Source organism: Luteimonas arsenica, from assembly GCF_004352825.1.
GTDB lineage: Bacteria > Pseudomonadota > Gammaproteobacteria > Xanthomonadales > Xanthomonadaceae > Luteimonas > Luteimonas arsenica.
Genome location: NZ_SJRW01000001.1, coordinates 159,186 through 186,008, shown reverse-complemented (window position 1 = coordinate 186,008; position 26,823 = coordinate 159,186). Strand labels below are relative to the sequence as shown.

Here is a 26,823-nt window from a genome sequence, read left to right as displayed (position 1 = left end):
ACAGCCGCTCCCACCAGGGGAGGTGGCCGGGAAGGCAACCAAGGGAAGGGGCTGGGTAAGGCGACTAGGAAAGGCCGGAGGCGGTGGTTGGTTCCCTGCCCGCGCGGGCGTCGCTGAGCAGCACTTCCTGCGGCCCGTCGCTCGCGTCCTGGAATACCCGCAAACCGAACTCCGGCATGATCGCCAGCAGGTGGTCGAAGATGTCGGACTGCACGTCCTCGTAGGGCTTCCAGCGCACGTCGTGGGTGAAGCACCACAGCTGCAGCGGCAGGCCCTGCGGCGTCGGGTCCATCTGCCGCACCAGGGTGGTCATGCCGTGGTGGATGCCGGGATGATTGGCCAGGTAATGATTCACGTAGGCGCGGAAGGTGCCGAGGTTGGTGACGCGGCGCTGGTTGACCGGCTCGGCGCCGCGCCCGGCCAGCTTCGCGTTCCACTCCTGCAGCTCCTTCTCCTTCGCGTCGAGGTAGTCGTCGAGCAGCATGAAGCGCTGGAAGCGCGCCACCTCGTCGGGCTCCAGGAAGCGCACGCTGCGCTGGTCGATGTACAGCGAGCGCTTGATCCGGCGCGCGCCGGTCTCGGTCATGCCGCGCCAGTTCTTGAACGACTCGCTGATCAGGTACTTGGTCGGCACCCGGGTGACGGTCTTGTCCCAGTTCCTGACGGTGATGGTGTGCAGGGCGATGTCGATCACGTCGCCGTCGGCGTTCTGGCCGGGCATCTCGATCCAGTCGCCGATGCGCACGCGGCCGTCGCTGCTGATCTGCACGCTGGCCACCAGCGACAGGATCGTGTCCTGGAAGATCAGCATCGTCACCGCGGTCATCGCGCCCAGGCCGGTGAGCAGGTGCAGGAACTTGGCGCCGATCAGGGTGGCCACGATCGAGACCGCGACCAGCACGAACATGATGATCTTGGCCACCTGCAGGAAGCCCTTGATCGGCTTGTCGGCGGCGTTGGGGCGACGTTCGTAGACGGTGTTGACCAGGTCCAGCGCGCGCGACACCGACAGCGCCACGGTCAGCACGATGAAGGCCTGGCACAGTGCGCGCACCACGGTGACCACCTCTTCCGGCAGCCCCGGCACCACCGCCACGCCAGCGGCGATCACCAGCGCCGGCACCACGTTGGCCAGCCGCGGGATCACCCGCAGGTTGACCTCGTGGTCGTGCGCCTGGCCGCCCATCGGCGTCGCCCGCAACGCGCGCTTGATGCCGCGCAGCAGCACGCGCTTGGTCAGGATGTTGGCCAGCCACGCCGCCAGCAGCAGCGCGGTGATGACGACGGCGGTGTAGGCCCAGGGATAGGGCGCGAGCGCTTCCTGCAGCGCCTCGAGTCGAGCTTGCATCGGAACTCCGTTGTACGGCTGGAATCAGCCCGCCCGGGTGCGTTCGATCACGACTCCCACGGCGCGCGCACCGCGCACGGCACCGGGCTTGCTGAGCTTCAATCGTAGCCAATCGACACTGAATTCCGCGATCACGATCTCCGCGCAGCGCTCGGCCAGGGTCTCCACCAGGCCGAAATCCGACTGCGTGACGTACTCGACCAGGCGCTGGCTGACCGCCTTGTAATTGAGCGTGTCGACGATGTCGTCGCTGGCGGCGGGAACACGGTTGTCGAAGCCCATCTCGAGGTCGAACACCAGCGTCTGGCGGATCCGCCGCTCCCAGTCGTAGATGCCGATCAGGGCCTCGATCTCGAGCCCTTCGATGAATACTTTGTCCATGGCTGAACTGTCCGGGCGGGGGCATGCCAGCTTAGGGAAGCTCACCGCAATTCCCAACCGCCTGCGATGCGAGCGGCCCTGGCCGCGATCCAGGGCCTCAGGTCGCCGCGGGCGCCAGGACTTCCGGCAGCGTCGCCATGTCCCAGCGCGGGGTCACGTGCACGGCGTCGGGTGCGCGTTCGCCGGCTTCCAGCCGCAGCGCGCCTGCGAAGGCGATCATCGCGCCGTTGTCGGTGCACAGCGCCGGACGCGGGAAGCAGGCACGGCCGCCGCGCTTCGCAGCCATGTCCTGCAGGCGCGCGCGCAGGCGCCTGTTCGCGCCGACGCCGCCGGCGACCACGATCACGTCGCAGCCGGCCTCGTCCAGCGCGCGTTCGCATTTGATCGCCAGGGTGTCGACCACGGCATCCTCGAAGGCGCGGGCGATGTCGGCGCGGGTGGCATCGGACTGGTCGCTGTCGCGCCAGGCCAGCATCACCTGGGTCTTCAGGCCGCTGAAGCTGAAGTCCAGGCCCGGGCGCTGGGTCATCGGCCGCGGGAAGGTGTAGCAGCCGGGGGTACCGGCCTCGGCCAGCGCGGCGAGCTGCGGACCGCCGGGGTACGGCAGGCCCATGAGCTTGGCGGTCTTGTCGAAGGCCTCGCCGGCGGCGTCGTCCAGGGTCTCGCCGAGCAGGCGGTAGCGGCCGATGGCGTCCACGGCGACCAGCTGGGTGTGGCCGCCGGACACCAGCAGGGCCACGAAGGGCGGTTCCGGCGGGTCGTCCTCCATCAGCGGCGCCAGCAGATGGCCCTCCATGTGGTGGACGCCGACCGCGGGCAGGTCCAGCGCCCAGGCCAGCGAACGCGCCACCCCGGCGCCGACCAGCAGCGCCCCGACCAGACCGGGGCCGGCGGTGTAGGCGACGCCGTCGATCTCATCAACCCTGAGACCGGCCTCGGCCAGGGTCTGGCGGATCAGCGGCAGCAGCTTGCGCACGTGGTCGCGGCTGGCCAGCTCCGGCACCACCCCGCCGTACTCGGCGTGCAGGGCAATCTGGCTGTAGACGGCGTGCGCGCGCAGGCCCGCCGCCCCCGGCAGGGCGGTGTCGTAGACGGCGACGCCGGTCTCGTCGCAGCTGGTTTCGATGCCGAGGACTTTCATTACGGGGGCGGGCTGGGGCCAGGGGCCTTGTCCATTTGCGCGGTCGGATGACTGGGGCTATCATACGCGGCTCGCCGGGGGGAAACCGGCGCACCCTGAACCCAGAGATTCCCAATGCCCAGCGTCAAAGTCCGCGAAAACGAGCCCTTCGAGTTTGCCCTCCGCCGCTTCAAGCGCACCTGCGAAAAGGCCGGCGTCCTGGCCGAGACCCGCAAGCGCGAGTACTACGAGAAGCCGACGCAGGAGCGCAAGCGCAAGGCCGCCGCGGCGGTGAAGCGCCAGGCCCGTCGCACCTCGCGCGACGTCACCAAGCGCCAGCGCATGTACTGATCCGGCCTGCCGGCGCCCACGCGCCGCGGTCACGGATCATCCCTTGAAGCCGGCACGCGCGAGCGTCGCCGGCTTCTTGTGTTTCACGCAACCCGGAGCATCCCGATGAGCCTCAAGCAGCGCCTCACCGAAGACATGAAGGCCGCCATGAAGGGCGGCGACAAGGCCAGCCTGGGCGTGATCCGCCTGGTCAACGCCGCGATCAAGCAGCGCGAGGTCGACGAACGCATCGAGCTCGACGACGCCCAGGTGCTGGCGGTGCTGGAGAAGATGGTCAAGCAGCGCAAGGACTCGGTCAGCCAGTACGAGGCCGCCGCGCGCGAGGACCTGGCCGCGATCGAGCGCGCCGAGATCGAGGTCATCCAGCGCTACCTGCCCGAGAAGCTGGGCGAGGCCGAGGTCCAGGCCGCGATCGACGCCGCCATCGCCGAGACCGGCGCCAGCGGCCCGGCCGACATGGGCAAGCTGATGGGCGTGCTCAAGCCGAAGCTCGCCGGCCAGGCCGACATGGGCCAGGTCTCGGCGCTGGTGAAGAAGGCGCTGGCGGGCTGAGCCGCGCCCTTCCGGCCCTGCGCGCGCGGCCACGTCGCGTGCACGGGAAGCTGCGCACACTGCCTCCATGTCCCCCCTCGCCAGCGACCGCCTGAAGTCCGGCTTCGAACGCCTGCAGCAGTCGCTGCCGTACGCGATCGCGCAGCGCTTCGTCGAAGTCGACATCCTCACCCACGCGGCCTCGCTGACCTTTTTCGCCCTGCTGTCGCTGGCGCCATTGCTGGTGCTGCTGCTGTGGCTGACGGCCTCGCTCTACCCCGAGGCACAGGACGCACTGCTGGCGCAGGTGCAGGCGATCGCCGGCAGCGGTGCGGGCGAGGTGGCCAGCACGGTGCTGCAGAACGCCAACGCGGAGCCCGACGTCGGCTCGCTGGCCGGGCTGTGGAGCACGGGCCTGCTGTTCTTCGGCGCCACCGCGGTGTTCGCGCGCCTGCAGGGCACGCTGAACCTGGTCTTCCATACCTCCGGCGACAAGGTCCGCGGCGGGCTGAGCGCCTGGCTGCGCAAGCGCGTGTTCTCCTTCGGCGTGGTGCTGGCGCTGGGCTTCCTGCTGCTGGTGTCGGCGGCGCTGACCACGGCGCTGGAGATCTTCTTCGCCGGCTCCCCCACCCTGCCGGTGCTGGGCAACGTGGCTTCGCTGGGGCTGTACGCGCTGGCCTTCGCGCTGATGTACCACTACCTGCCCGACCGCCGCGTGCGCTGGCGCCAGGCCTTCCTGGGCGGCCTGCTGACCGCCGTACTGTTCGTGATCGGGCGCTGGGGCATCGGCCTGTACATCGGCGAGGCCGCGCCGGGCAGCGCCTACGGCTCGATGGGCACCCTGGTGGTGCTGCTGGTCTGGCTGTACTACGCCGCGGTGGTGTTCTTCGTCGGCGCGATGATCACCGCGGTGATCGACGAGCGCTGGCGGCTGGGGGACGTGCAGCGGCGGCTCGAGGCGCGGGCGGCGCGGCGACGGGCGGCGGCGTAGGCCGGTTCCGCCCCGGGGTGGCTGCCCCTGCTCTTGTGGGAGCGGCTACAGCCGCGATCGGATGGCCGGGATCGCGGCTGTAGCCGCTCCCACACTGGCGCATGCGATCATGGCGGGAGCCATGGCCCGCCTCTCCGACGCCTTCATCGACGACCTGCTCGCCCGGACGGACATCGTCGAGGTGATCGGCGCGCGCGTGCCGCTGAAGCGCCAGGGCCGCGAGTATTCGGCGCGCTGCCCCTTCCACGACGAGCGCTCGCCCTCGTTCACGGTGTCGCCGACCAAGCAGTTCTACCACTGCTTCGGCTGCGGCGCGCACGGCACCGCGATCTCGTTCCTGATGAACTTCGACCGGCTCGAATTCCTCGATGCGGTCGATGAACTGGCCAGGCGCGCCGGCATCGAGGTGCCGCGCGAGACCCGCCAGCACAACGAGAATCCCGACACCCGCGACATGTTCGGGGTGCTCGACGAGGCCGCGCGCTTCTACCGCGCCGCCCTGGTGCCCGGCACCGAGGCCGACGACTACCTGTCGCGCCGCGGCCTGGATGGCGCCATCCGCGAGCAGTTCGGCATCGGCTACGCGCCCGGCGGCTTCTCCGCGCTGAAGGACGCACTCGGCAGCGACCCGCGCCGGGTGTCCCTGCTCGAACGCACCGGCATGCTGTCGAAGAACGACCGCGGCCATGTCTACGACAAGTTCCGCGACCGGGTGATGTTCCCGATCCACGACCGCCGCGGCCGCGTGATCGCCTTTGGCGGCCGGGTGCTGAAGCCAGAGGACTCGCCCAAGTACCTCAACTCGCCCGAGACCCCGCTGTTCCACAAGGGCCGCGAGCTCTACGGCCTGTGGCAGGTACGCCAGGCCAACCAGAAGATCGCGCGCCTGGTCGTGGTCGAGGGTTACATGGACGTGGTGGCGCTGTTCCAGCACGGCATCAGCCAGGCCGTGGCCACGCTCGGCACCGCGACCACCCCCGACCACGCCGAACTGCTGTTCCGCAACGCGCCCGACGTGTACTTCTGCTTCGACGGCGACGCCGCCGGCCGCCGCGCCGCCGCGCGCGCGATGGAGTCGGTGCTGCCGCGGATGAAGGACGGCCGCCAGGCCTTCTTCCTGTTCCTGCCCGACGGCGAGGATCCCGACACCATCGTCCGCAACGAGGGCGCACCCGGCTTCGAGGCGCGGCTGGCGCAGGCCACGCCGCTGTCGCAGTTCCTGTTCGACCACCTGGCCGAGGACGGCATCAACCTGGCCACGCTCGACGGCAAGGCGCGGCTGGCCGAGCGCGCGAAGCCGATGCTGGCGCAGCTGCCCGACGGTGCCTTCGCCGACCTGATGCAGCAGCGGCTGACCGAGCTCACCGGCGTCGGCGCGCGCAGCGCTCCGCCCGAAGTCCACGTTCCGGCGGCCCGTGCCCGACGCGCGCCCGCGGGCAATGCACCGAAGCGCAGCCTGGTGCGCAGCGCCATCACCCTGCTGCTGCAGAAGCCGCAGCTGGCGCTGGAGCTGCAGCCGCCCTACCGCTTCGTGGCCCTGCGCCAGCCGGGCATCGACCTGCTGACCGAACTGGTGGCCATCGTCAGCGCGCGACCGGACATCGGCACCGGCGCCGTGCTTGCCCACTTCGAGGGTCGGCAGGAAGCGGACGCGCTGCACAAGCTGGCCGCGATCGACCTGCCCGGCGACGAGGCCGGCTGGGCGCGCGAGTTCAGTGACGCCATCGCCCAGCTCGACCGCCAGACCCTGCAGCAGCGCGTCGACGAACTGCTGGCCAAGCAGCGCGAGGAAGGCCTGGACGCCACCGACAAGGCCGAGCTGCGCGAGCTGCTGCAGGCCCGCGGCGCCCGGGCCGGCGGGTAGACGCCACGTTTCATCCGGAAGACAGGGGTTTTCCCCAATGGTGACGCCGGGTACGGCACCGTATTGTCCGGGAAGCTCCCGAAGCCCGGTGCCTGACGCATGTCGTTCGAAGCCCAGAGCCTGCTTGCCCCCCTGCCCCCGCCACAGCCCTGGCGCGACCTCGGCGGCTGCCTGCGGGGCCCGGAGGCCGCCCGCCCCGACGGACTGGATCCGTCGCTGCTGGATGCCAAGCCCGACGAGGTCGCCTTCGAGCTTGACCCGCGCAGCGTGGTGACCAGCGGCGAGCGCTCCGACCAGTGGAACACCCACTACGAAGCCAGCGGCGAGATGACCGTGCGCGGCCCCGACGGCGCCGGCACCGAGGTCCCGGTGCGCTACGAGGTCACCCTGCGCAACGAGGAGGCGACGCCGGCGGCGATGGCCGCGGTGAATCCCTTCGACCCCTCGACGATCCCGCCGCGCACCCGCATCGAGGTGCACGGCGCCGACTACGTGGGCACCGCGCTGGAGCCCGCCTTCCGTGAACTGGCCGCGGCCAACGACCTCGATTCGATCGAGGACCTGCGCCTGTCGCTGGAGATGACCGAGAAGAAGGGCCTGCGCGTGATGACGGGCTCCGAGCAGCTGTTCGACGCCCCACGCGACGGCGGACCCGGCTCCCCGGCGCTGGCGCGCGAGGACTTCACCCGCCACACCACGATGCTGTCCGACCCGGCCGGCGCCGACCTCGCCCAGTACAACCGCATGCTGCTCACCGGCCAGGTGCCCGACGGCACCGTGGCGGTGAGCGAGGACGTGGAGCCGGGCGAAGTGCGCGGCACCGTCACCGAAGCCGGTTCGGGCGAGGTCAACGACATCACCTGGACGCTCGACGCCGACGGCCGCCCCACCGGCGCCGAGGCCGTGCTGACCTGGGAGCCCTCGAGCCGCGGCCGTGACTCCGACCGCATCGAAGGCAACGCGCAGTCGAAGTTCCGCGTCGACAACGACATGAAGGGCAGCGGCGACGACGTCGGCCACCTGGTGGCCTACCGCTTCGCGCAGGGGCATGGCGAAGTGAACATGTTCCCGCAGTTCTCGAGCTTCAACCAGGGTGCCTACGCGAAGATGGAGCAGGAGTGGAGCGACTGGATCGGCGCGGGCATGGAGGTACGGATCGACATCGACCTGCTGCGCAACGACTCGCATCGCCCCGATGAAGTGCACGTCGACTACGAAGTCATCGACCCGGTCACCGGCAACGTGGTCTACGACCCCTCGCTGATCGCCTTCACCAACGGCGCGGACCAGGGCTTCGACGCGATCGCCGCCCGGCAGATGCCCGACATGATCGACAGTGCCGCGGCCTGACGGCACACTGCCCCGCATGCACGCAGGCCCCGCGCTGGACCGCAATGAACTGATCGCCCGCATCGGCAAGCTGCTGGTGGCGGACCCCGCCGTGTCCGACGGCCAGTGGCACGGCTACGCGCTGATCGTCCGCTACGCCGACGGCGCCATCGCCCGCCGCCTGAGCGGCTTCCGCTACGACCCCGACGGCACCCCGCACGCCGCCACCCCCGACGACGCCAGCCTCGGCCCCGCCTTCGACGACCTGCGCGAAGCCACCCGCGTCCCGAACAAGGAACCCTGGGGCGCCTGCATCCTCCGCCTCTGGCGCGCCACCGGCCGCCTCGCCGTCGAGTTCGAATACGACGCCCCCGAACAGTGGGACATCACCCCCGCCAACCTGGCCGACGTCGCGGTGCGGGCGCGGCCTGGGGAGTAACGGAAAAGCTTTTTGCCACGGATTTACGCGGATTACGCGGATCTGGCCGAGGCCAGTGTCGACACCGCGCCCTGCACAGGCTTCTTTTGTCAGATGGCTTTCGGCGGATTGTTCCGGACGCGCCCTGACCAATAATCTTGCCTCGGCCAGATCCGCGTAATCCGCGTAAATCCGTGGCCAAAGGCTTTTTCTCCTGCCTTTGCTTTATCCGTGTAAATCCGCGTTTATCCGCGTCATCCGTGGCAAAGCTTTTCACCCCACCCGCTGCAGCTCGAACAGCGGTGCCGGCTGCAGGAACGGCAGCAGCCAGTGGTCGAGCAGCAGGAAGGCGAACAGCGCCATCAGGTAGACGACGGAGTAGTTGAAGACGCGCATGGCGAAGAATTCGTCAGGCGGGTCCATCAGCTTCCACGCGTACCACAGGAACACCAGGCCCAGCACCAGCGCGCCGCCGAGATAAAACAGGCCGCTCATGCCCACCGCCCACGGCAGGATGGTCACCGCCACCAGCAGCACGGTGTAGAGCAGGATCTGCCAGCGCGTGTACTGCACGCCGTGGGTCACCGGCAGCATCGGCACCAGCGCGCGGGCGTAGTCCTCGCGGCGGAAGATCGCCAGCGCCCAGAAGTGCGGCGGCGTCCACACGAAGATGATCAGCACCAGCAGCAGCGCGTGCGCCCAGTCCCACTCGTTCTGCATGCCGGTCACCGCCGACCAGCCCAGCAGCGGCGGCGCGGCGCCGGCGATGCCGCCGATGACGATGTTCTGCGGCGTCGCGCGCTTCAGGAAGCCGGTGTAGACGATGGCGTAGCCGATCAGCGAGGCGAAGGTCAGCGCCGCGGTTAGCGGGTTCACCAGCGCGATCAGGATCGCCATCGAAGCCGCGCCCAGGAACACCGCGAACGCCAGCACCTGCGCCGGCTTCAGGCTGCCGGTCGCCAGCGGGCGGTCGGCGGTGCGCACCATCACCTTGTCGATGCGCTGGTCGATCAGGTGGTTGACCGCCGCCGCCGAGGCCGCGGCCAGCCAGATGCCGATGAAGCCGAACACCGACTGCCGCAGCGGCGGCAGCCCGGGCACGGCCATGAACATGCCCACGAAGGCGGTGAACACGATCAGCGCCACCACGCGCGGCTTGGTCAGCGCCCAGTACTGGTCGAACTTCGCGCGCACCTCAGTCGACCCCGCGCAGGCGCGCCAGCAGCGACACCATCACGAACACCAGCAGCGCGGCGCCGCCGTTGTGCATCACCGCCACCGGCAGCGGCAGCGACAGCTTGACGTTGAGGATGCCGAGCGTGACCTGGGCCACGGTGAGCAGGGCCAGGGCGCCGCCCCAGCCGCGCAGGCCGGGCGTGCGCAGCATGCGCACCGCCGCCCACAGCAGCATCGCCGCCGCGACCACCGCGCCCAGGCGGTGCGCGACGTGGATGGCGATGCGCGCGGCGCCGTCGAGCACGCCGCCCTCGTAGTCCACGCCGATCCCGCGCCAGAGCACGAAGCCCTCGCGGAAGTCGGTCGGCGGCAGCCACAGGCCGGCGCACTGCGGGAAGTTCTCGATCCCCCAGCCGCCGGCGCCGCAGGACAGCGCGGCATAGTTGGCGCTGACCCAGCCGCCCAGGGCGATCTGCAGGCCCAGCGCCGCCAGCGCCGCCCACAGCAGCCGGCGCAGGCGCGCGGCGTCGGCCAGCACGATCGGGCGGTCGGTGGCGCGCCAGGCCATCCACACCAGCAGCGAGAAGGTCAGCAGGCCACCCATCAGGTGGCCCATCACCACCACCGGCTTCAGCAGCCAGGTCACCGTCCACATGCCCAGCAGGGCCTGGAAGATGATCACCGCCAGCGTCAGCGCCGATTCGCGCCCCAGGTCCTGGCCGCGCCAGCGCAGCGCCGCCGCCAGCAGGATCGCCTCGCCGGCCACCGCCAGCAGCGAAGCGGCGACGTGGGCGCCGGCCATGTAGGCCGGGATCGCGATCGCCACCAGGCCGGCGGCGGCCAGCACCTGGGCGATACCGTAGCGGCGCCGACGGGCGGCCAGCAGGGCCAGGGCCAGCACCAGCAGGCCCAGCAGCGCAGCGATGTGGCGGTGCACCTGCTCGCGCCAGGCCTTGTGGTCCTCGAAGGCGCGGATCGCGCTGGCGGCGTGGTCGGCGACGTGGTGCGCGGCCTGTGGCCAGGTGGCGCGGCCGTAGCAGGTCGGCCAGTCCGGGCAGCTGAGGCCGGCGTGCGACAGGCGCACGAAGGCGCCGAAAACGATCACGCCCAGCGCCAGCGCCACGGCAAACCAGGCGATGCGGTGGAAATGGCGGTGGATGTGGCGGACCCCGTGCTGCAGGGCGGTCTGGTCGTTCATCACTTGAGCTTGAGCAGGCGGGCCATGTCCGTGCGCAGGTGGCCGGGGTCGAAGCCCGGCGCATAGTGCAGGATCACGAAGCCGTTGGGATCGACAACATACACCGGCGCGCCCTGCGGGCCGCCCGCTTCCACGCCCGGCAGCTGCGCGGTGAGCTCCGGCATCGGCTCGACCACGTGCCAGACGCGGTTGCGCAGCGCGCCCTCGGGCGGCTCGCCGACCCAGAGGATGTGGACATGGTCGGCGTTGTGGCCGAACAGGCGCCAGACCTTGTCGATGTCGTGGCTGAGGCCGACGCAGGCGTCGGTGCAGTCGGCCGGCGGCGCAACGAGGATGCGCCAGGTGCGCTCGATCGGGTTCCAGGGATATTCGCCGCCGTCGGCCAAGCGCGGCGCGATCTGGCGCAGGTCGGCCGGCGGCTGCAGCAGCTCGCCGTGGTTCTTCAGGCCTTCCGGCCGCCAGCCGGAGAAGCGCAGCGCCCCGGCCACCAGCGCGCTGCCGAAGAACACGACCACGATCAGCACCAACAGCGCGCGGTTGCGGTTGCGTTCGCGCACGGGAACGGTCGGGGTGGGGGCGGGATCGGTCATGGGCGTTGCCTGCGGGAAGTGAGGACGATGGCAGTGGCCAGCACCGCCAGTGCCAGCGCGAACCACTGCACGGCGTAGCCGAGGTGGCGTTCGGGCGGCAGGGTGTTGGGAAGGATGTCGAGGTCACGCGCGTAGCCGATGGCGGCGTCGGGGTCGAGCTTCAGCACGCGCGGGGCGAGGCCGGGCAGGCGCAGCGCCGGCGCGAGCGCGGCGGGATCCAGGCCCACGGCCAGCAGGCTGCCGTCGCCCTGCACGGCGAAACCGGCCGGGCCGATGCCGTGCGCGGGCGGCGGCGCCAGCAGGCCGGCGATGTCGTGCTGCCCGACCGGGCGCGGCACCTCCGGCAAGCGGCGGTCGCCGGGCAGCGGCAGCCAGCCCAGTTCGACCAGCAGCGGCGCGGCGCCGCCGTCGGGCACGAAGGCGCGGTAGACGCGCACGCCCGCGCGGCCTTCGCGCTGCTGGTTGTCGAGCAGCACCGCCGGCGCCTCGGCGAAGCGGCCGCCGCCGGCCGCCCAGTCGTAGACGCCCGCGCGCGCGCCATCGGCGGCGATGGCCAGCGGCCGAGGCGACTTCGCGGCCACGGTCGCCGCCACCTGGTCGAGCATCAGCTGCTTCTCCTGCTGGCGCCCAAGCTGCCAGTGGCCCAGCGCGGAAAAGCCGGCGATGGCCAGCAGCGCGGCCAGCCAGCCGACCACCAGGGTGGTGTCTCCCGTCGCAGGCCTGCCCATCTCAGCCCGCCGCGCAGGTGCGATACTGCACGGATCGCCGCGGCCCACTGGAGGCCCACCGCATGAGTGATTCGCTCAAAACCCTGCTCATCATCGCCTTCCTGATCCTGATCGTCTGGAATCTCGGCGCCGGCCTGTACTACATGCTGGTCGACAAGGGCACCACCAAGCGCACCGTGAACGCGCTCACCCGGCGCATCGCGCTGTCGGTGGCGCTGATCCTGATCGTGCTCCTTTCGATCTGGATGGGATGGATCACGCCGCACGGGATCCAGGGCTGAGGCCGAAGGCCCCGCGCCCCCGCGGCGCAGACGAGAAGGCCGGCATTCGCCGGCCTTCGTCGTTTCCGGGTCGGCCCCGCGTCAGAGCACGTAGACAAACAGGAACAGCGCCAGCCAGACCACGTCGACGAAGTGCCAGTACCAGGCCACGGCCTCGAAGGCGAAGTGGTTGTCCTTCGTGAAATGGCCCTTGGCGCAGCGGAACCAGATGATCGCCAGCATGATCGTGCCCAGGGTCACGTGGGCACCGTGGAAGCCGGTGAGCATGAAGAAGGTCGAACCGTAGATGCCCGAACCCAGGGTCAGGTTGAGGTCGCGGTAGGCGTGGATGTATTCCTCGACCTGGAAGAACAGGAAGATGCAGCCCAGCAGCACCGTCGCGCCCAGCCACACCAGCAGCTGGCGGCGGTTGTCGGCCTTCAGCGCGTGGTGGGCGATGGTCAGGGTCACGCCCGAGGTCAGCAGGATCAGGGTGTTGAGCAGCGGCAGGCCCCAGGCCGGGATAGTCTGGAAGGCACCGCCGACCGCGGCCGGGCCGGCGGACGGCCAGGCGGCGCTGTAGCCCTCCCAGAGCAGCGAGTTCGTCATCGCGCCGTCGCCGGCGCCACCCAGCCACGGCAGCGACAGCTGGCGGGCATAGAACAGCGCGCCGAAGAAGGCGGCGAAGAACATCACCTCCGAGAAGATGAACCACACCATGCCCATGCGGAACGAGGTGTCGACCTGCTTGTTGTAGTAGCCCGAAATCGACTCGAGGATGACGTCGGCGAACCACTTGAACAGGATCGCGGCGAGGCCCGCGGCACCGACGAAGAACACCGTGCGACCCCAGCTGACCTCGTTGAACCAGCTGGCGAGGCCGAACATGGTGATGAACAGCGCGACCGAGGCGAACAGCGGCCACTTGCTGTCGTGCGGCACGAAGTAGACGTTCGGGTCTTGGTGGTCGGCGTGGGCCTGTGCCATGTCGGTCTTCCGTTTCTGCTGTGTCAGGGTGCCGCGTGCGGCACGGTGGACGCCGCCGCGACCGCGGCGGTGTGCTCGCGCTCGGTAAGGACGTCGTTCTTGAAGAAAGTGTAGGACAGCGTGATCGTCTTGACGTCGGCCGGCAGCGACGGGTCGATGATGAAGCGCACCGGCATGTCGCGCGTCTCGCCGGCGACCAGGGTCTGCGCGGTGAAGCAGAAGCACTCGGTCTTGGCGAAGTAGCCCGAGGCACGCGCCGGCGCCACCGAAGGCGTGGCGCTGCCGACGATGGTGCGGTCGCCGTCGTTGTGGGCGTAGTAGGTGGTCTCGTACTGCTCGCCCACCCGCACCTGCATGCGCGTCTGGTTGGGACGGAACGACCACGGCAGCGAGGAGTTCACGCCGCCGTCGAACTCGACCGTGACCATGCGCGCCTCGGCCGCCGCCGCGCCCACCGTGCCGGCGTCGGCCGCGGTGTTGTCCAGGCGGATGCCGAAGACCTTCTCGCAGGCGATGCGGTACAGCGGCACCAGCGAAAAGGTGAACGCGAACGCGGCCAGCGCGGCGAGCACCATCTTGCCGATGCCGGCGGTCCTGGCGGCCTTGCCGCTCACGACGCGAGCACCCCGGAGAGGATGAAGGCGATGTAGATCGCCAGCGCCACGCCGGCCAGCCACAGCGCCATGCGCACGGCACGGCGCCGCTGTGCGGCGATCGCCTCGGGATCGCGGGACTCAGGCACGGCCGACATCGGGCTCAGGACCGGCTTCGCGACCGTGCTCGTCGACGTCGTCATGCGCGAGGTCGCCCGGGCGGATCACCGGCGGCGTGCCGAAGGTGTGGTGCGGCGCCGGCGAAGGCACGGTCCACTCCAGGCCACGCGCGCCTTCCCACGGACGCTGCGGTGCCACGGCGCCCTTCTTCAGCGAGTGGTACAGGATCGCGAACATCATGAACGGCGTGACGAACATGCCGAAGGCACCGATCGAGCTGATCATGTTCCAGTCGGCGAACACCACGTTGTAGTCCGGGATACGGCGCGGCATGCCGGCCAGGCCCAGGAAGTGCTGCGGGAAGAACAGCACGTTGACGAAGACCATCGTCCACCAGAAGTGGATCTTGCCCCAGGTCTCGTTGTACATGCGGCCGGTCCACTTCGGCCACCAGTAGTAGACCGCGGCGATCAGCGCCAGCACCGAGCCGGTGACCAGCACGTAGTGGAAGTGCGCGACCACGAAGTAGGTGTCGTGGTACTGGAAGTCGGCCGGGACGATGGCCAGCATCAGGCCGGAGAAGCCGCCGATGGTGAACAGGATCACGAAGGCGATCGAGAACAGCATCGGGGTCTCGAACGTCATCGAGCCTCCCCACATGGTGCTGACCCAGTTGAAGATCTTCACGCCCGTGGGCACCGAGATCAGCATGGTCGCGAACATGAAGTAGATCTCGCCGCCCAGCGGCATGCCCGCCGTGAACATGTGGTGCGCCCACACGATGAACGACAGGAAGGCGATCGCGGCGGTCGCGTACACCATGGCCTGGTAGCCGAACAGCGGCTTGCGGCTGAAGGTCGGGATGATCTCCGAGACCACGCCGAAGGCCGGCAGGATCATGATGTAGACCTCGGGGTGCCCGAAGAACCAGAAGATGTGCTGGTACATCACCGGGTCGCCGCCGCCGGCGGCGTTGAAGAAGCTGGTGCCGAAGAACTTGTCGGTCAGCAGCATCGTCACCGCGCCCGCCAGCACCGGCATCACCGCGATCAGCAGGAAGGCGGTGATCAGCCAGGTCCAGGGGAAGATCGGCATCTTCAGCAGGTCGACGCCCGGCGCGCGCATGTTGAGCACGGTGGCGATGACGTTGATCGCGCCCATGATCGAGCTGATGCCCATCATGTGGATGGCGAAGATGGCGAAGGCGATGGACGAACCACCCTGCAGCGACAGCGGCGGGTACAGGGTCCAGCCGCCGGCGGGGCCGCCGCCGGGCAGGAACAGCGTCATCAGCAGCATCGCGAACGCGAACGGCAGGATCCAGAAGGACCAGTTGTTCATGCGCGGCAGGGCCATGTCCGGCGCGCCGATCTGCAGCGGCAGCATCCAGTTGGCCAGGCCGACGAAGGCCGGCATCACGCCGCCGAAGATCATCACCAGCGCGTGCATCGACGTCATCTGGTTGAAGAAGTGCGGGCTGACGTGCTGCAGGCCCGGCACCGCCAGCTCGAAGCGGATCACCACGCTCATCGCCGCGCCGACGATGAACATCATGAAGCTGAAGAGCAGGTACAGCGTGCCGATGTCCTTGTGGTTCGTGGAGAAGAACCAGCGCTCGACGAAGCCCTGCTTGTGGCCATGGTGGTCGTCGTGGTGGTCGGCGGTTGCGGTATGGGTGGACATGGGCTATCGGCCTTCGTGTTCGGTCAGGCGGCGCTGGTCGCGTCGGCGTCTGCGGGGGCGGCTTCGGGCGCCTGCGGGGCGGCGGGCTCCTCGCCCTGCTGCACGTCTTCGATCATGTCGGGGTCCAGCGACCGCGGCGCGTTGCCGTCGCCGCCCTCGGGCACCTGCGACGGCTCGGCGGGCGTCGCGCCCGAGGCCTTGGCCGAAGCCAGCCAGCTGGCGTACTCGTCCTTCGGCACCGCGCGCACCACGATCGGCATGAAGCCGTGGTCCTTGCCGCAGAGCTCGGCGCACTGGCCGCGGTAGACGCCCGGCTCGCGGATCTCGGTCCAGGCCTCGTTGACGATGCCCGGCACCGCGTCCTGCTTCCAGCCCAGGGCCGGCACCCACCAGGAGTGGATGACGTCGTCGGCCGTGATCACGAAGCGGATCTTGGTGTCGACCGGGAGCACCAGCTCGTTGTCGACGTCAAGCAGGTAGTGCGGGTTGGCCGCCATGTCGGGGCGCTCGCCGCTCTGGCGGATGCGGTCGCTCTCGCGGTCCATGCGGCTGGTGATGGAAACGTCTTCGCCCAGGTAGTCGTACTTCCACATCCACTGGTAGCCGGTGACCTTCACGGTCATCGCCGACTCGCGGGTGTCGTACATCGCGATCAGCTTGGCGGTCGCCGGCCAGGCCATGATCACCAGCAGGATCACCGGGATCACCGTCCACAGCACCTCGAGCCCGGTGTGGTGGCTCCACTTGGCGGCCACGGCGCCCTTGGACTTGCGGAAGGCGAACATCGCGTAGCCCATGGCCGCGAACACCACCACGCCGATGGCCACGCAGATCCACAGCGCCAGCATGTGGGCCTCGTAGGCGTTCTGGGAGGAGGCGGTCACGCCGCGTCCCATGTTCAGCTGCCAACGGACCGGGTCGGCCTGCTGGGCCAGGGCCACCATCGGCGCCGAGGCGACGAGCGCCAGAATCCATCGCGAGAATCGCGCCTGCATCATGCGTGCAACCCCAAAATTTCCGATCGCGGCCCGGGCGGCCGCCTGCCTTGACGGTTGGTTGGACGATCCGCCCGCGCCGGCAGGGGCCCGCGCGAATGGACCGGCCACGCCCCGCGAGGGGCGTTCGATCACGAGGATGGTAGCCGTCGCGCCACGGGACCGGCAAGCGAGGCCGCTGCGGAGCCCCTTCGCGGGGCGCCATTCCGACCCCCGCGGGGGCTAGAATCGCGCCCTGTCCACCCCTGCGCCCGAACACCGTGACCCAAGCTCCCTTCGGCGACCTCCCCGCGCCGCCAGATCCCCTGCGCGCGGCCATCACCCGGCACTGGCTCGCCGACGAGGCCGTCCGCGTCCGCGCCCTGCTCGACGAGGCACGCCTGCCTCCGGAGGACACGGCGGCCATCGCCGCCACAGCCGCCGACCTGGTGCGCCGGGTTCGCCTGCGCGCGCGCGACCAGGGCGTGGTCGAGTCCTTCATGCGCCAGTACGACCTCGGCAGCGACGAAGGCGTGCTGCTGATGTGCGTGGCCGAGGCCCTGCTGCGCATACCCGACCAGGGCACCGCCGACCGCCTGATCCGCGACAAGCTCGGCGAGGCCGACTGGAAGCGGCACATGGGCCAGTCGGAATCGGTGCTGGTCAACGCCTCGACCTGGGGCCTGATGCTCACCGGCCATCTGGTCGACCTGGCCGACGATACGAAGCGTGACGTCCACGGCGCCTTCAAGCGCCTGGCCGGCCGCGTCGGCGAGCCCGTGATCCGGCTGGCGGTGCGCCAGGCGATGAAGATCATGGGCCACCAGTTCGTGATGGGCCGGACCATCGCCGAGGCGCTGGCGCGCGCGCGCAAGGGCCGCAACGCCAACTACCGCTACTCCTACGACATGCTCGGCGAAGCCGCGCTCACGCAGCGCGACGCCGACCGCTACCTCGAGGCCTACCGCAGCGCCATCGACGCCATCGGCCGCGCCGCCGGCCCGCCGGCCGACGAGATCGTGGCGCCGTCGATCTCGGTCAAGCTCTCCGCACTGCACCCGCGCTACGAGCACGCCAAGCGCGAGCGCGTGCTGGCCGAGCTCGCGCCGCGCCTGCTCGACCTCGCACAGCGCGCGAAAGGCCACGGCATCGGCCTGACCGTCGACGCCGAGGAGGCCGACCGCCTGGAGCTGTCGCTGGACGTGATCGAGGCGGCCTGGTCGGACCCCTCGCTGGCCGGCTGGAGCGGCTTCGGCATCGTGGTCCAGGCCTACCAGAAGCGTGCGCCCTTCGTGATCGACTGGATCGCCGGCCTCGCCCGCCGCGGCGGCCGCCGGATCCCGGTGCGCCTGGTCAAGGGCGCCTACTGGGACGCGGAAGTGAAGCGCGCCCAGGTCGAGGGCTACCCGGGCTATCCGGTGTTCACCCGCAAGCCCAACACCGACGTCAGCTACCTCGCCAATGCCCGCCGCCTGCTCGACGCAGGAGACGCGGTGTATCCGATGTTCGCCACCCACAACGCACAGACCATCGCCGCGGTGCAGCGCCTGGCCGCGGGCCGCCCGTTCGAATTCCAGAAGCTGCACGGCATGGGCGACGACCTCTACGACGAGGTGATCCCGGCCGATCGCCTGGACGTGCCCTGCCGCGTCTACGCGCCGGTGGGCAGCCACGAGGACCTGCTGCCCTACCTCGTGCGCCGCCTGCTCGAGAACGGCGCCAACTCGAGCTTCGTCAACCGCATCACCGACGAAGACGTGGCGATCGAGGACCTGGTCCGCGATCCGGTCGAGGTCGTGGCCGCGTTCGACCCCATCCCGCACCCCCGCATTCCGCTCCCGGTCGACATCCTTCGCATCCCGGGCTCCGACAGGACCAATTCCATGGGCATCAACCTCGCCAACGACGACGACCTGAACCGGCTGGCCGCAGCCATGTCCGCCGAGCCCGCCGACTGGCAGGCCGCGCCGCTGGTGCCGGGCGCCAGCAGCACCGCGGAATGGACCGAGGTCACCAGCCCCGCCGACCGCCGCCGCCGGGTGGGCCGCTGGCAGGCCGCCGATGCCGCCACCGTTGACCGCGCGATGGCGAACGCGGTGGCCGCGCAGCCGGCCTGGGACGCGACCCCGGTCGCCGGCCGCGCCGCGCTGCTCGAACACGCCGCCGACCTGCTGGAACAGCGGATGCCGCGCTTCATGGCCCTGTGCACGCTGGAAGCCGGCAAGACCATCCCCGACGGCGTGGCCGAAGTCCGCGAGGCGGTCGACTTCCTGCGCTACTACGCCGAGCAGGCGCGCGCCATCACCGGCCCGGATCCCCTGCCCGGACCGACCGGCGAGACCAATACCCTGCAGCTGGCCGGTCGCGGCGTCTTCGCCTGCATCTCGCCGTGGAACTTCCCGCTGGCGATCTTCATCGGCCAGGTCGCCGCGGCCCTGGTCACCGGCAACGCCGTGCTCGCCAAACCCGCCGAACAGACCACCCTGGTCGGCCACGAGGCGGTGAAGCTGCTGCACGAGGCCGGCGTGCCGGAGGACGTGCTTCAGCTGGTGCCCGGTGACGGCGCCAGCGTGGGCGCCGCGCTGACCGGCGATCCGCGCATCGCCGGCGTGGTGTTCACCGGTTCCAACGGCACTGCGCTGGCGATCAACCGCGCACTGGCCGCGCGCGACGGCGCCATCGGCACCCTGATCGCCGAGACCGGTGGCCAGAACGCGCTGATCGCCGACTCGTCGGCGCTGCCCGAACAGCTGGTCAAGGACGTGATGTCCTCGGCTTTCACCTCGGCCGGCCAGCGATGCTCGGCCGCGCGCGTGCTGTTCGTGCAGGACGACATCGCCGACCGGGTGATCGAGATGCTTGCCGGCGCCATGGCCGAGCTCAAGGTCGGCGATCCCGGCCAGTTGTCCACCGACGTCGGCCCGGTCATCGATGCCGACGCCCTCGGCATGCTCGACCGTCACGCCGAACGCATGCAGCGCGAGGCCCGGCTGATCGCGATCGCCGACATGGGCGAGGACACCGCGCACGGCACCTTCTTCGCGCCGCGCGCCTGGGAACTGAAGTCGCTGTCGCAGCTGGACCGCGAGAACTTCGGGCCCGCGCTGCACGTGATCCGCTGGAAGGCCGGCGAGCTCGACCAGGTGATCGACGCCGTCAACACCACCGGCTACGGCCTGACCCTGGGCATCCACTCGCGCATCGACGACACCGTCGAGCAGATCGCGGCCCGGGCGAAGGTGGGCAATGTCTACGTCAATCGCAACCAGGTCGGTGCCGTGGTCGGCGTGCAGCCCTTCGGCGGCCAGGGCCTGTCCGGCACCGGCCCCAAGGCCGGCGGCCCGCACTACCTGCCGCGCTTCGCGACCGAGAAGACGGTGACGATCAACACCACCGCCGCCGGCGGCAATGCCTCGCTGCTGACGCTGGGGGACTGAAGAGCTTCCGGGCATCTTCCCCCGCTTGCGGGGGGAGGTACGAAAGAAAAGGCCCCGCAGGTGCGGGGCCTTTCCGTTTCAGCACACAGCCCCGGAACCGGGGCGTCGGCCAGGTCAGAAACGGTACTGCGCCGACACGCCGAACAGGTTGGCGTGGCCGTCGAAGGGACCGGTGATGGTGCTGCCGCCGCTCGAATAGTCGACCTTGGGATCCTTCGGCTCGAGGCGGGCGAAGGCGAAGTCCATCGACAGCGCATCGCTGACCTGCCAGGTCGCGCCGAGCGTGTACCAGCGACGGTCGTCGTCGGGCAGGCGCGGGGTGCGGTGCGCCAGGCTGGTCGGGGTCTCGTCGATGGCCAGGCCGCCTCGCAGGGTCCAGGCCTCGTTGAGCTTGAACTCGCCGCCGAGCGAGACGAAGTCGGTGTCCTGCCACTCGAAGGGCTCGACCGAATCCGCGTCGGGGCCATCGAACTCGATCCGCACCTCTTCCAGCGACGACCAGCCGGTCTTGGTCCAGTTGGCCATCATCGCGAAGCGGTCGGTGATGTCGTAGCGGGCCACGATGGCCGTGGTCGACGGCGTGGTCAGCCTGGCGCCGGCACCGCCGTTCTGGAACAGCTGGGCGGTCATCGGGCTGCTGTTGAACACCGCGCGCACGTCGCCCGGAACCTGCCACTCGACGTTGCCGCGCAGGTCGTAGTCGATCTCCGACTGGTGGCTGATGCCCAGCGAGAAGCGGTCGGTGGGACGGAAGGTGATGCCGGCGATCCAGCCGAAGCCGGTGTCGTCGCCCTCGACGCTGGCATGGCCGTCGCGGGCCTGCGGAATCGCGAAGGGCAGCGGGCGGGTGGCCGGATTGGAGTACAGCAGGGTGCCGAAGTCGATCGCCTTGGACAGGGTCACGTCGGCCTTGGAGTACACGGCACCGACGCCGACCGAAACGCGCTCGGTGATGTCCAGGGCCGCGGAGAAGGTCAGGTTGACGATCTTCACGTCCGACGTGTCGGCGAAGTAACGGCCCTGCCAGTCGGGCTCGTACTCGGTCTTCAGGCCGAACGGCGCGCTGACCATGGCGCCCAGGGCCAGGCCGTTGTCGAGCTTGTGGATCACCGAGAACGCCGGGACCGGGGTCACGTCGCCGGCGTTGCCGCCGTCGCCGCCGGTGAGCGGGCGGCCGAAGGCGTCGGTGCCGCTGCCTTTGAACTCGTAGCTCAGGTCGATGACCGACAGGTCGGCCTGGACGGTGGTGCCTTCGAAACGGGTCATCGAGGCCGGGTTGTTGACCACGACCGAGGCGTCGCCTTCGTTGACGCCGGAACCGGCGAACGCGGCGCCGAGGCCCTTGACGCTGTTTTCCTTGAGCTGGAAGCCCGAGGCATGGGCGGGGACCAGGGCCAGCGCGCCCAGGATGCCGAGCGCGAGGGCCGAAGCCGGGAGAATGGGGGAGATGCGCATTGCTGGAAAGCTCCTGACGGTGTCTTGTGGTGTTGTTGTGGGCGGCACTATACCGTGGCGGATGGTGTTGCACAGGTGCCCCGCGTCACGTCTCCGGACGGGTATCTTTGCCCCACCTTCCCGGGCCGGCCACCGTCTGCAGCCATGTTCGTCTCGATCCCGACGCATTCACGTCCCGCCTTCCGCTGGGCCACGCCGCTGCTCTGCGCGGCGCTGTGGTGCGTCTACCTGTGGGCCAGCACCCGGCCCGAGGCCGTCGAACAGGCGCTGATGGCGCGCTGGGGCGCGCTCACCGGCGGGCTTGCCCCCGGGGACCTGCTGGCCTGGGCCGACGGCGAACGCGGCCTGCGCCTGCTCACGGCACTGTTCGTCCATGCCGACTGGGCGCACCTGCTGGGCAACCTGGTGTTCCTGCTGATCTTCGGCCTGCCGGCGGAGCGCGTGCTGGGCTCCTGGCGCCTGCTGGCCCTGTTCATGATCGGCGGGGCGCTCGCCAACCTGGCCACGGTGCTGGTGATCGACACCCCCGACCGGCTGGTGATCGGCGCCAGTGGCGCGGTCTCGGCGCTGATCGGCACCTACCTGGCGCTGTTCCCGCGGGCCCACCTCGGCGTGGTCCTGCCGCTGGGCCTGTTCCTCGAATTCGTGCGCGCGCCGGCGTCACTGCTGATCGGCATCTGGGCCCTGCTGCAGGTGGTGTTCGCCTACATCGGCCCGGCCTTCGGCGCGGTGGCGTGGTCGGCGCACATCGTCGGCTTCGCAGTCGGAGTGGTCTTCGCCCTGCTCTCTCGGCGCGCGATCGCGCGCCGGCTGCGCCGCCAGAAGGGCTACTGAGCGGCGTCTTCCTTCTTCGCCGGGGCCGACGCCGCGTCCGGCGGCGGCGCACAGCTCCCGCCCGCCACCAGGCGGCGCAGCGCCGCCATCGCCTGGCGGACCGGCTCGTCGCCGTCGAGCACGTGCCCGGGGCCGCTGCCCTCCTCGCCGTCGGCGGCCAGGTGGCCCGGGAGCGCGGCCTCGACGTAGCCGCGGGGCGTCCCGTCCTTGCCGTCGAGCACCAGGTCGGGCTCGATGCCGCGCGCCTGGATCGAGGTGCCGTCGGGCGTGTAGTAGCGCGCCGTGGTCAGCTTGACCGCGTCGCCGTTGTCCAGCGGCAGCACGGTCTGCACCGAGCCCTTGCCGAAGGTGCGGCTGCCGACGATGCAGGCGCGGTCGTTGTCGCGCAGGGCTCCGGCCAGCACCTCCGAGGCGCTGGCCGAGCCGGCATCGACCAGGACCACCACCGGCCGCCCGCGCATGCGGTCGCCCGGGGTGGCGTTGAACGCGGTGTCGCCGGCCTGGATCCGGCCGCGGGTGCTGACGATGCCGCCGCCCTCGAGCAGGTCGTCGGCGATCTGCACCGCCGAGGTCAGCAGGCCGCCGGGGTTGCTGCGCAGGTCGATCAGCAGGCCGCGCAGGCCCTCGCCACCGGCCTCGCGGTGCAGCCGGTCCAGTTCGTTGGCGAAGTCGGCCGCGGTGTCGGCCTGGAACACGGCCAGGCGCAGGTAGCCCAGGCCCGGCTCGCGGATGCTGGCGCGCACGCTGGGCGTGCGGATGATCTCGCGCGCCATGCGCAGCTCCAGCGGCTCCGCGCTGCCTTCGCGCATCACGGTCACCCCGACCTCGGTGCCCGGGGGGCCGCGCAGGGGGCCGCGGCCCTCATGGCTTTCCGGCGTGAGCGCCTGGCCATCGACGGCGACGATCACGTCGCCGGCGCGGATGCCGGCGCGCTGCGCGGGGCCGCCGTCCATCGGCGCGATCACGCGCATGCTGCCGTCGGGCAGCGGCATCACTTCCACGCCGATACCTTCGTAGGCACCCGTGGTGCCCTCCTCGAAGGCCTCGGCGTCGCTGCGCTGCAGGTAGGCGCTGTGCGGGTCGAGGTCGAGCAGCAGGCCGCGGATCGCCGACTGCATCAGCTCGCGATCGCCGACCTCGTCGACGTGGCCGGCGCGAACGGCGTTGAAGACCAGGACGAAGCGGCTGATCTCGTCCAGCGGCACGGCGCTGGCCGCTTCGGCTTCGGCTTCTGCCGCAGCCGCGGCCTCGACGCCGGCATCCGCTTTGGGCCCGTTGTCGCTCCCGGCGTCCTGCGCGTCGTCCGCCGCGGTGTCGGCCTCGACCGCGCCTTCGGCTTCGACCGCCTCCGGCTCCGCCGGCGGCGGCTCCTGGGCGGCGGCAGGCGGCAGGGCCAGCAGGCTGGCGAGGGCAAGCGTCAACAGGCTGGCGCGCATGCAGGGACTCCGTGGGGAACAGGATTGGGACCGCGCGGCGACGCGCGGGTTCAGCCGATTATGCCGCCCGCGCGTCCGGCGTCCGCCGCGGTTCAGCGTTTCTGCAGCCAGGTGTTGGGATCCACCGGCTTGCCGTCGCGGCGCAGCTCGAAGTACAGCGCGGCCCGGCCCTGCCCGCCGGAGGTGCCGACGGTGGACACCGCGTCGCCGCGGCGCACGCGGTCGCCGGGGCCCTTGAGCAGGCTGTCGTTGTGGGCGTACAGGCTCATATAGCCGTTGCCGTGGTCGATGATCAGGATCAGGCCGTAGCCGGTCATCCATTCGGCGAAGACCACGGTGCCTTCGGCCACGGCGGTGACCGGCGTGCCCGCGGCGGCGGCGACGAGTACACCCGAACTGGTGCGGCCGTCGGGCATGCGCGCGCCGAAGCCGGCGAGCAGGCTGCCGGCGAGCGGCCAGGACAGACCGCCCACCTGCACCGGCGCCGTGCGCGCGACCGCGACGCCCGGCGCATTGGGGACCGGGCTGCGACCGGCGGTGCTGGCTCCGGGGCTGGCCGTGCCGGAGTCACGGCGGGCGGCAGCCGCGCGGCGGGCGGCTTCGGCCTTGCGTTCGGCCTCGGCCTTGCGCGCCGCCTCGCGCAGGCGCGCGAGCAGGCTTTCCAGCGACTTCGCGTCGGCGCCCAGCGCCTTCTCTCGCGCGCTGCGGTCCTTGTAGCGGGCGTCGAGCTCGGCTACCGCCCGGGCGCGCTCGGCCTGCTCGCGCTCCAGTGCCGAGGCCTGCGCGCGCTGGCGCTCGTGGGTCGCGGCCAGCGCCTCGCGCTCGGACGCGATCCGCCGCTCCATCTCATCCAGCCCGGCGAGCTCGGCCGACAGTTCGGCGATGCGCGCGCTGCGGCCGCGCTGCAGGTAGCCGTGGTAGGCCAGGCTGCGGTTGGCACCGGCGACATCGTCCTGGGCCAGCAGCAGCTTCAGCGGCGCATGGCCGCCGACGGTGTAGGCCGCGCGCAGCAGGGCGGCGAGTTCTGCGCGCTGCGCGGACAGGCCTTCGGCGGCCGCGTCGCGGCGGGTCTCGAGTTCGGCCAGCTCCTGCTGCTGGCGCGCCAGCGCGGCCTCGGTCCCGGCCAGCTCGCGCGCGTTGCGGGCGACGCGCTCGTCGGCCTCCCGCAGGTCGCGGCTGGCGGTGCCGCGCTCGCCCTCGATGCGGCGGCGCTCACGCCCGACCTCGTTGAGCTCGCGCTTGACCCTGTCCAGCCGGCGCTGGGCCTCGCGGCTGTCCTGCGCCACGGCCGGGCCGGGGGCCAGGACCAGCAGCAGCGGGAACAGCAGCAGCCAGGCCAGCACCGGCCACGGCCGCGACGCGGCGGGCCGCGGCCAGCGCTGCGCGCGGGTGCCGCGGCCCGGCCTGGCCGAGGCGTCGCTCACGCCAGCAGGCTGCGGCCGGTCATCTCCGCCGGCTTCGGCACGCCCAGCAGGTCGAGCATCGTCGGCGCCAGGTCGCGCAGGGCACCGCCGGTGCGCAGCGTCGCGCCGGTACGGTTGCCGACGTAGATCAGGTCCACCGGGCCGACCGTGTGCGAGGTGTGCGGCTGGCCGGTCTCCGGGTCGCGCATCATCTCGACGTTGCCGTGGTCGGCGGTGACCAGCAGCTCGCCGCCCTGCGCGGCGACCGCGGCGGCGACTTCGCCCAGGGCCTGGTCGACCGTTTCCACGGCCTTGATCGCGGCCTGCAGGTCGCCGGTGTGGCCGACCATGTCCGGGTTGGCGAAGTTGCAGACCACGGCGTCGAAGCGGCCGGAGTCGATCGCGGCCACCAGCTTCTCCGTAACTTCGGGGCAGCTCATTTCCGGCTGCAGGTCGTAGGTGGCGACCTTGGGGCTGGGCACCAGGATCCGCTCCTCGCCGGCGAACGGCGTCTCGCGGCCGCCGTTGAAGAAGAAGGTGACGTGGGCGTATTTCTCGGTCTCGGCGATGCGCAGTTGGGCCAGGCCGTTCGCGCCCAACACCTCGCCCAGGGTGTTGCGCAGGTCGTCGGGCGCGAAGGCCAGCGGCGCCGGCAGGGTGGCGTCGTACTCGGTCAGGCAGGTGAAGTCCGCCAGCGCCGGGCGCCGGGCCTCGAAACCGTCGAAACCAGGGGCCACGAAGGCCGCGGTGAGCTGGCGGGCGCGGTCGGCGCGGAAGTTCATGAACACCACGGCGTCGCCGTCGCGCATCGGCGCGGCGCCGTCGATGACGGTGGGGGCGACGAACTCGTCGTTCTCGTCGCGGGCGTAGGCGGCCTTGAGCGCGGCGAGGGCGTCGGGCGCGCGGTGCTCCGACTGCGCTTCGACGATCGCGTCCCAGGCCCGGCGCACGCGCTCCCAGCGCTTGTCGCGGTCCATGGCGTAGTAGCGGCCGCTGACGCTGGCGACGTGGGCATTGCCGGCCGCGGCGCAGGCGTCCTCCAGCGCGCGCAGGCTGGGCGCGGCCGAGCGCGGCGGCATGTCACGGCCGTCGGTGAAAGCGTGCACGGCGACCCGCGCCACGCCCTCGCGCTTCGCCAGTTCCAGCATCGCGAACAGGTGCGTCTCGTGGCTGTGCACGCCGCCGGGCGACAGCAGGCCCATCAGGTGCAGGGTGCCGCCGCCAGCCTTCGCCGCCTGGCAGGCCGCGAGCAGCCCCGCGTTGGCGAAGAAGCTGCCGTCGGCAATGGCCGCGTCGACCCGGGTCAGGTCCTGGTAGACCACGCGCCCCGCGCCGATGTTCATGTGCCCGACCTCGGAGTTGCCCATCTGGCCGTCGGGCAGGCCGACGTGGGTGCCCTCGGTGTGCACCAGGGTGGTCGGGTGGGCGGCGAACAGGCGGCGCCAGTTCGGGATGTCGGCCAGCGCCAGCGCGTTGTCGCGCGGGTCGTCGCGATGGCCCCAGCCGTCGAGGATCAGCAGCACCACCGGCTTCGGGCGGCGGACGGAAGCGGGTTCAGGCACGACGTTCGACCTTGTGACCTTGGACAGATGCATTGTACCGCCGGCGGGCGCAGA

General features: G+C 70.8%; 25 protein-coding genes. 9 read left to right on the top strand and 16 right to left on the bottom strand.

Translation table 11 applies throughout. The annotated features are described in order from the left end of the window. Positions 1-64 precede the first annotated feature (64 nt). From E2170_RS00865 to tsaD, 3 genes are all read right to left on the bottom strand, one after another. A complete protein-coding gene (locus tag E2170_RS00865) occupies positions 65-1,348 on the bottom strand; it encodes a mechanosensitive ion channel family protein (protein ID WP_132998771.1) in 1,284 nt (427 codons plus the stop codon). A gap of 24 nt (positions 1,349-1,372) precedes the next feature. Then, positions 1,373-1,729 carry a dihydroneopterin aldolase gene (gene folB, locus E2170_RS00860; protein WP_132998770.1) on the bottom strand — a complete coding sequence of 119 codons (357 nt, stop codon included), beginning with the start codon at positions 1,727-1,729 and terminating at the stop codon, positions 1,373-1,375. A 97-nt stretch (positions 1,730-1,826) separates the two neighbouring features. Continuing rightward, positions 1,827-2,870 carry a tRNA (adenosine(37)-N6)-threonylcarbamoyltransferase complex transferase subunit TsaD gene (gene tsaD, locus E2170_RS00855; protein ID WP_132998769.1) on the bottom strand — a complete coding sequence of 348 codons (1,044 nt, stop codon included), beginning with the start codon at positions 2,868-2,870 and terminating at the stop codon, positions 1,827-1,829. A 114-nt stretch (positions 2,871-2,984) separates the two neighbouring features. Here tsaD and rpsU point away from each other — a divergent pair, with 114 nt between their 5' ends. From rpsU to E2170_RS00825, 6 genes are all read left to right on the top strand, one after another. Beyond that, positions 2,985-3,200, top strand: coding sequence for a 30S ribosomal protein S21 (rpsU, locus tag E2170_RS00850; RefSeq protein WP_132987039.1), 216 nt, complete (start codon positions 2,985-2,987; stop codon positions 3,198-3,200). Positions 3,201-3,305: 105 nt separating this feature from the next. Further along, positions 3,306-3,752: a GatB/YqeY domain-containing protein gene (locus E2170_RS00845; RefSeq protein WP_132998768.1), complete on the top strand. Its 447-nt coding sequence runs from the start codon at positions 3,306-3,308 to the stop codon at positions 3,750-3,752. Positions 3,753-3,819: 67 nt separating this feature from the next. Next, positions 3,820-4,722, top strand: coding sequence for a YihY/virulence factor BrkB family protein (locus E2170_RS00840; RefSeq protein ID WP_132998767.1), 903 nt, complete (start codon positions 3,820-3,822; stop codon positions 4,720-4,722). 121 nt (positions 4,723-4,843) lie between these two features. Beyond that, positions 4,844-6,586, top strand: a complete 1,743-nt coding sequence (dnaG, locus tag E2170_RS00835; protein ID WP_132998766.1) for a DNA primase — start codon at positions 4,844-4,846, stop codon at positions 6,584-6,586. 99 nt (positions 6,587-6,685) lie between these two features. Continuing rightward, complete coding sequence (locus E2170_RS00830) at positions 6,686-7,936, top strand: DNA/RNA non-specific endonuclease (protein WP_132998765.1); 1,251 nt, start codon at positions 6,686-6,688, stop codon at positions 7,934-7,936. A gap of 16 nt (positions 7,937-7,952) precedes the next feature. Continuing rightward, a complete protein-coding gene (locus E2170_RS00825) occupies positions 7,953-8,354 on the top strand; it encodes an antitoxin YezG family protein (protein WP_132998764.1) in 402 nt (133 codons plus the stop codon). 252 nt (positions 8,355-8,606) lie between these two features. On the opposite strand, the gene cyoE is transcribed toward E2170_RS00825, so the two are convergent. Genes cyoE through E2170_RS00805 form a run of 4 tightly spaced genes read right to left on the bottom strand, consistent with a single transcriptional unit; the run spans position 8,607 to position 12,025 of the window. Continuing rightward, positions 8,607-9,527, bottom strand: a complete 921-nt coding sequence (cyoE, locus tag E2170_RS00820; protein WP_132998763.1) for a heme o synthase — start codon at positions 9,525-9,527, stop codon at positions 8,607-8,609. Position 9,528: 1 nt separating this feature from the next. Continuing rightward, complete coding sequence (locus tag E2170_RS00815) at positions 9,529-10,707, bottom strand: COX15/CtaA family protein (protein WP_132998762.1); 1,179 nt, start codon at positions 10,705-10,707, stop codon at positions 9,529-9,531. Beyond that, a complete protein-coding gene (locus tag E2170_RS00810; protein ID WP_243708011.1) occupies positions 10,707-11,297 on the bottom strand; it encodes a hypothetical protein in 591 nt (196 codons plus the stop codon). The genes E2170_RS00815 and E2170_RS00810 overlap by 1 nt, the downstream gene beginning before the upstream one ends. Next, entirely contained in the window at positions 11,294-12,025 is a 732-nt protein-coding gene (locus E2170_RS00805; RefSeq protein WP_132998761.1) for an SURF1 family protein, read from the bottom strand. The genes E2170_RS00810 and E2170_RS00805 overlap by 4 nt, the downstream gene beginning before the upstream one ends. 62 nt (positions 12,026-12,087) lie before the next feature. Here E2170_RS00805 and E2170_RS00800 point away from each other — a divergent pair, with 62 nt between their 5' ends. After that, positions 12,088-12,306 (top strand): twin transmembrane helix small protein, encoded by a 219-nt coding sequence (locus E2170_RS00800; RefSeq protein ID WP_132998760.1) that lies wholly within the window; start codon positions 12,088-12,090, stop codon positions 12,304-12,306. An 81-nt stretch (positions 12,307-12,387) separates the two neighbouring features. Here E2170_RS00800 and E2170_RS00795 read toward each other — a convergent pair whose 3' ends face one another. From E2170_RS00795 to coxB, 5 genes are read right to left on the bottom strand one after another with little or no spacing between them, the layout of a single operon-like run. After that, a complete protein-coding gene (locus E2170_RS00795; RefSeq protein WP_132998759.1) occupies positions 12,388-13,272 on the bottom strand; it encodes a cytochrome c oxidase subunit 3 in 885 nt (294 codons plus the stop codon). Positions 13,273-13,295: 23 nt separating this feature from the next. Then, on the bottom strand, positions 13,296-13,886 hold the full coding sequence (locus E2170_RS00790; protein ID WP_132998758.1) for a cytochrome c oxidase assembly protein: 591 nt from the start codon (positions 13,884-13,886) through the stop codon (positions 13,296-13,298). Beyond that, entirely contained in the window at positions 13,883-14,014 is a 132-nt protein-coding gene (locus tag E2170_RS14105; RefSeq protein ID WP_279432863.1) for a hypothetical protein, read from the bottom strand. The genes E2170_RS00790 and E2170_RS14105 overlap by 4 nt, the downstream gene beginning before the upstream one ends. Next, on the bottom strand, positions 14,007-15,668 hold the full coding sequence (ctaD, locus tag E2170_RS00785; protein ID WP_132998757.1) for a cytochrome c oxidase subunit I: 1,662 nt from the start codon (positions 15,666-15,668) through the stop codon (positions 14,007-14,009). Before ctaD ends, E2170_RS14105 begins: the two co-directional genes overlap by 8 nt. 23 nt (positions 15,669-15,691) lie before the next feature. Then, positions 15,692-16,666, bottom strand: a complete 975-nt coding sequence (gene coxB, locus E2170_RS00780) for a cytochrome c oxidase subunit II (RefSeq protein ID WP_132998756.1) — start codon at positions 16,664-16,666, stop codon at positions 15,692-15,694. Positions 16,667-16,890: 224 nt separating this feature from the next. On the opposite strand from coxB, the gene putA reads away from it, so the two are divergent. After that, positions 16,891-20,079, top strand: a complete 3,189-nt coding sequence (gene putA, locus E2170_RS00775; protein ID WP_132998755.1) for a bifunctional proline dehydrogenase/L-glutamate gamma-semialdehyde dehydrogenase PutA — start codon at positions 16,891-16,893, stop codon at positions 20,077-20,079. Between the two features lie 114 nt (positions 20,080-20,193). Here the strand turns inward: putA and E2170_RS00770 are convergent, their stop codons facing one another. Continuing rightward, entirely contained in the window at positions 20,194-21,534 is a 1,341-nt protein-coding gene (locus tag E2170_RS00770) for an OmpP1/FadL family transporter (protein ID WP_165942118.1), read from the bottom strand. Between the two features lie 144 nt (positions 21,535-21,678). On the opposite strand from E2170_RS00770, the gene E2170_RS00765 reads away from it, so the two are divergent. Next, complete coding sequence (locus E2170_RS00765) at positions 21,679-22,368, top strand: rhomboid family intramembrane serine protease (RefSeq protein ID WP_132998753.1); 690 nt, start codon at positions 21,679-21,681, stop codon at positions 22,366-22,368. On the opposite strand, the gene E2170_RS00760 is transcribed toward E2170_RS00765, so the two are convergent. The 3 genes from E2170_RS00760 to gpmI all read right to left on the bottom strand — a co-directional run bounded on the left by E2170_RS00760 (position 22,362) and on the right by gpmI (position 26,769). Beyond that, a complete protein-coding gene (locus tag E2170_RS00760; protein WP_132998752.1) occupies positions 22,362-23,804 on the bottom strand; it encodes a S41 family peptidase in 1,443 nt (480 codons plus the stop codon). The genes E2170_RS00765 and E2170_RS00760 overlap by 7 nt on opposite strands. 92 nt (positions 23,805-23,896) lie before the next feature. Continuing rightward, complete coding sequence (locus tag E2170_RS00755; RefSeq protein WP_243708009.1) at positions 23,897-25,228, bottom strand: murein hydrolase activator EnvC family protein; 1,332 nt, start codon at positions 25,226-25,228, stop codon at positions 23,897-23,899. Further along, positions 25,225-26,769 (bottom strand): 2,3-bisphosphoglycerate-independent phosphoglycerate mutase, encoded by a 1,545-nt coding sequence (gene gpmI, locus E2170_RS00750; RefSeq protein WP_243708008.1) that lies wholly within the window; start codon positions 26,767-26,769, stop codon positions 25,225-25,227. The genes E2170_RS00755 and gpmI overlap by 4 nt, the downstream gene beginning before the upstream one ends. Positions 26,770-26,823 lie beyond the last annotated feature (54 nt).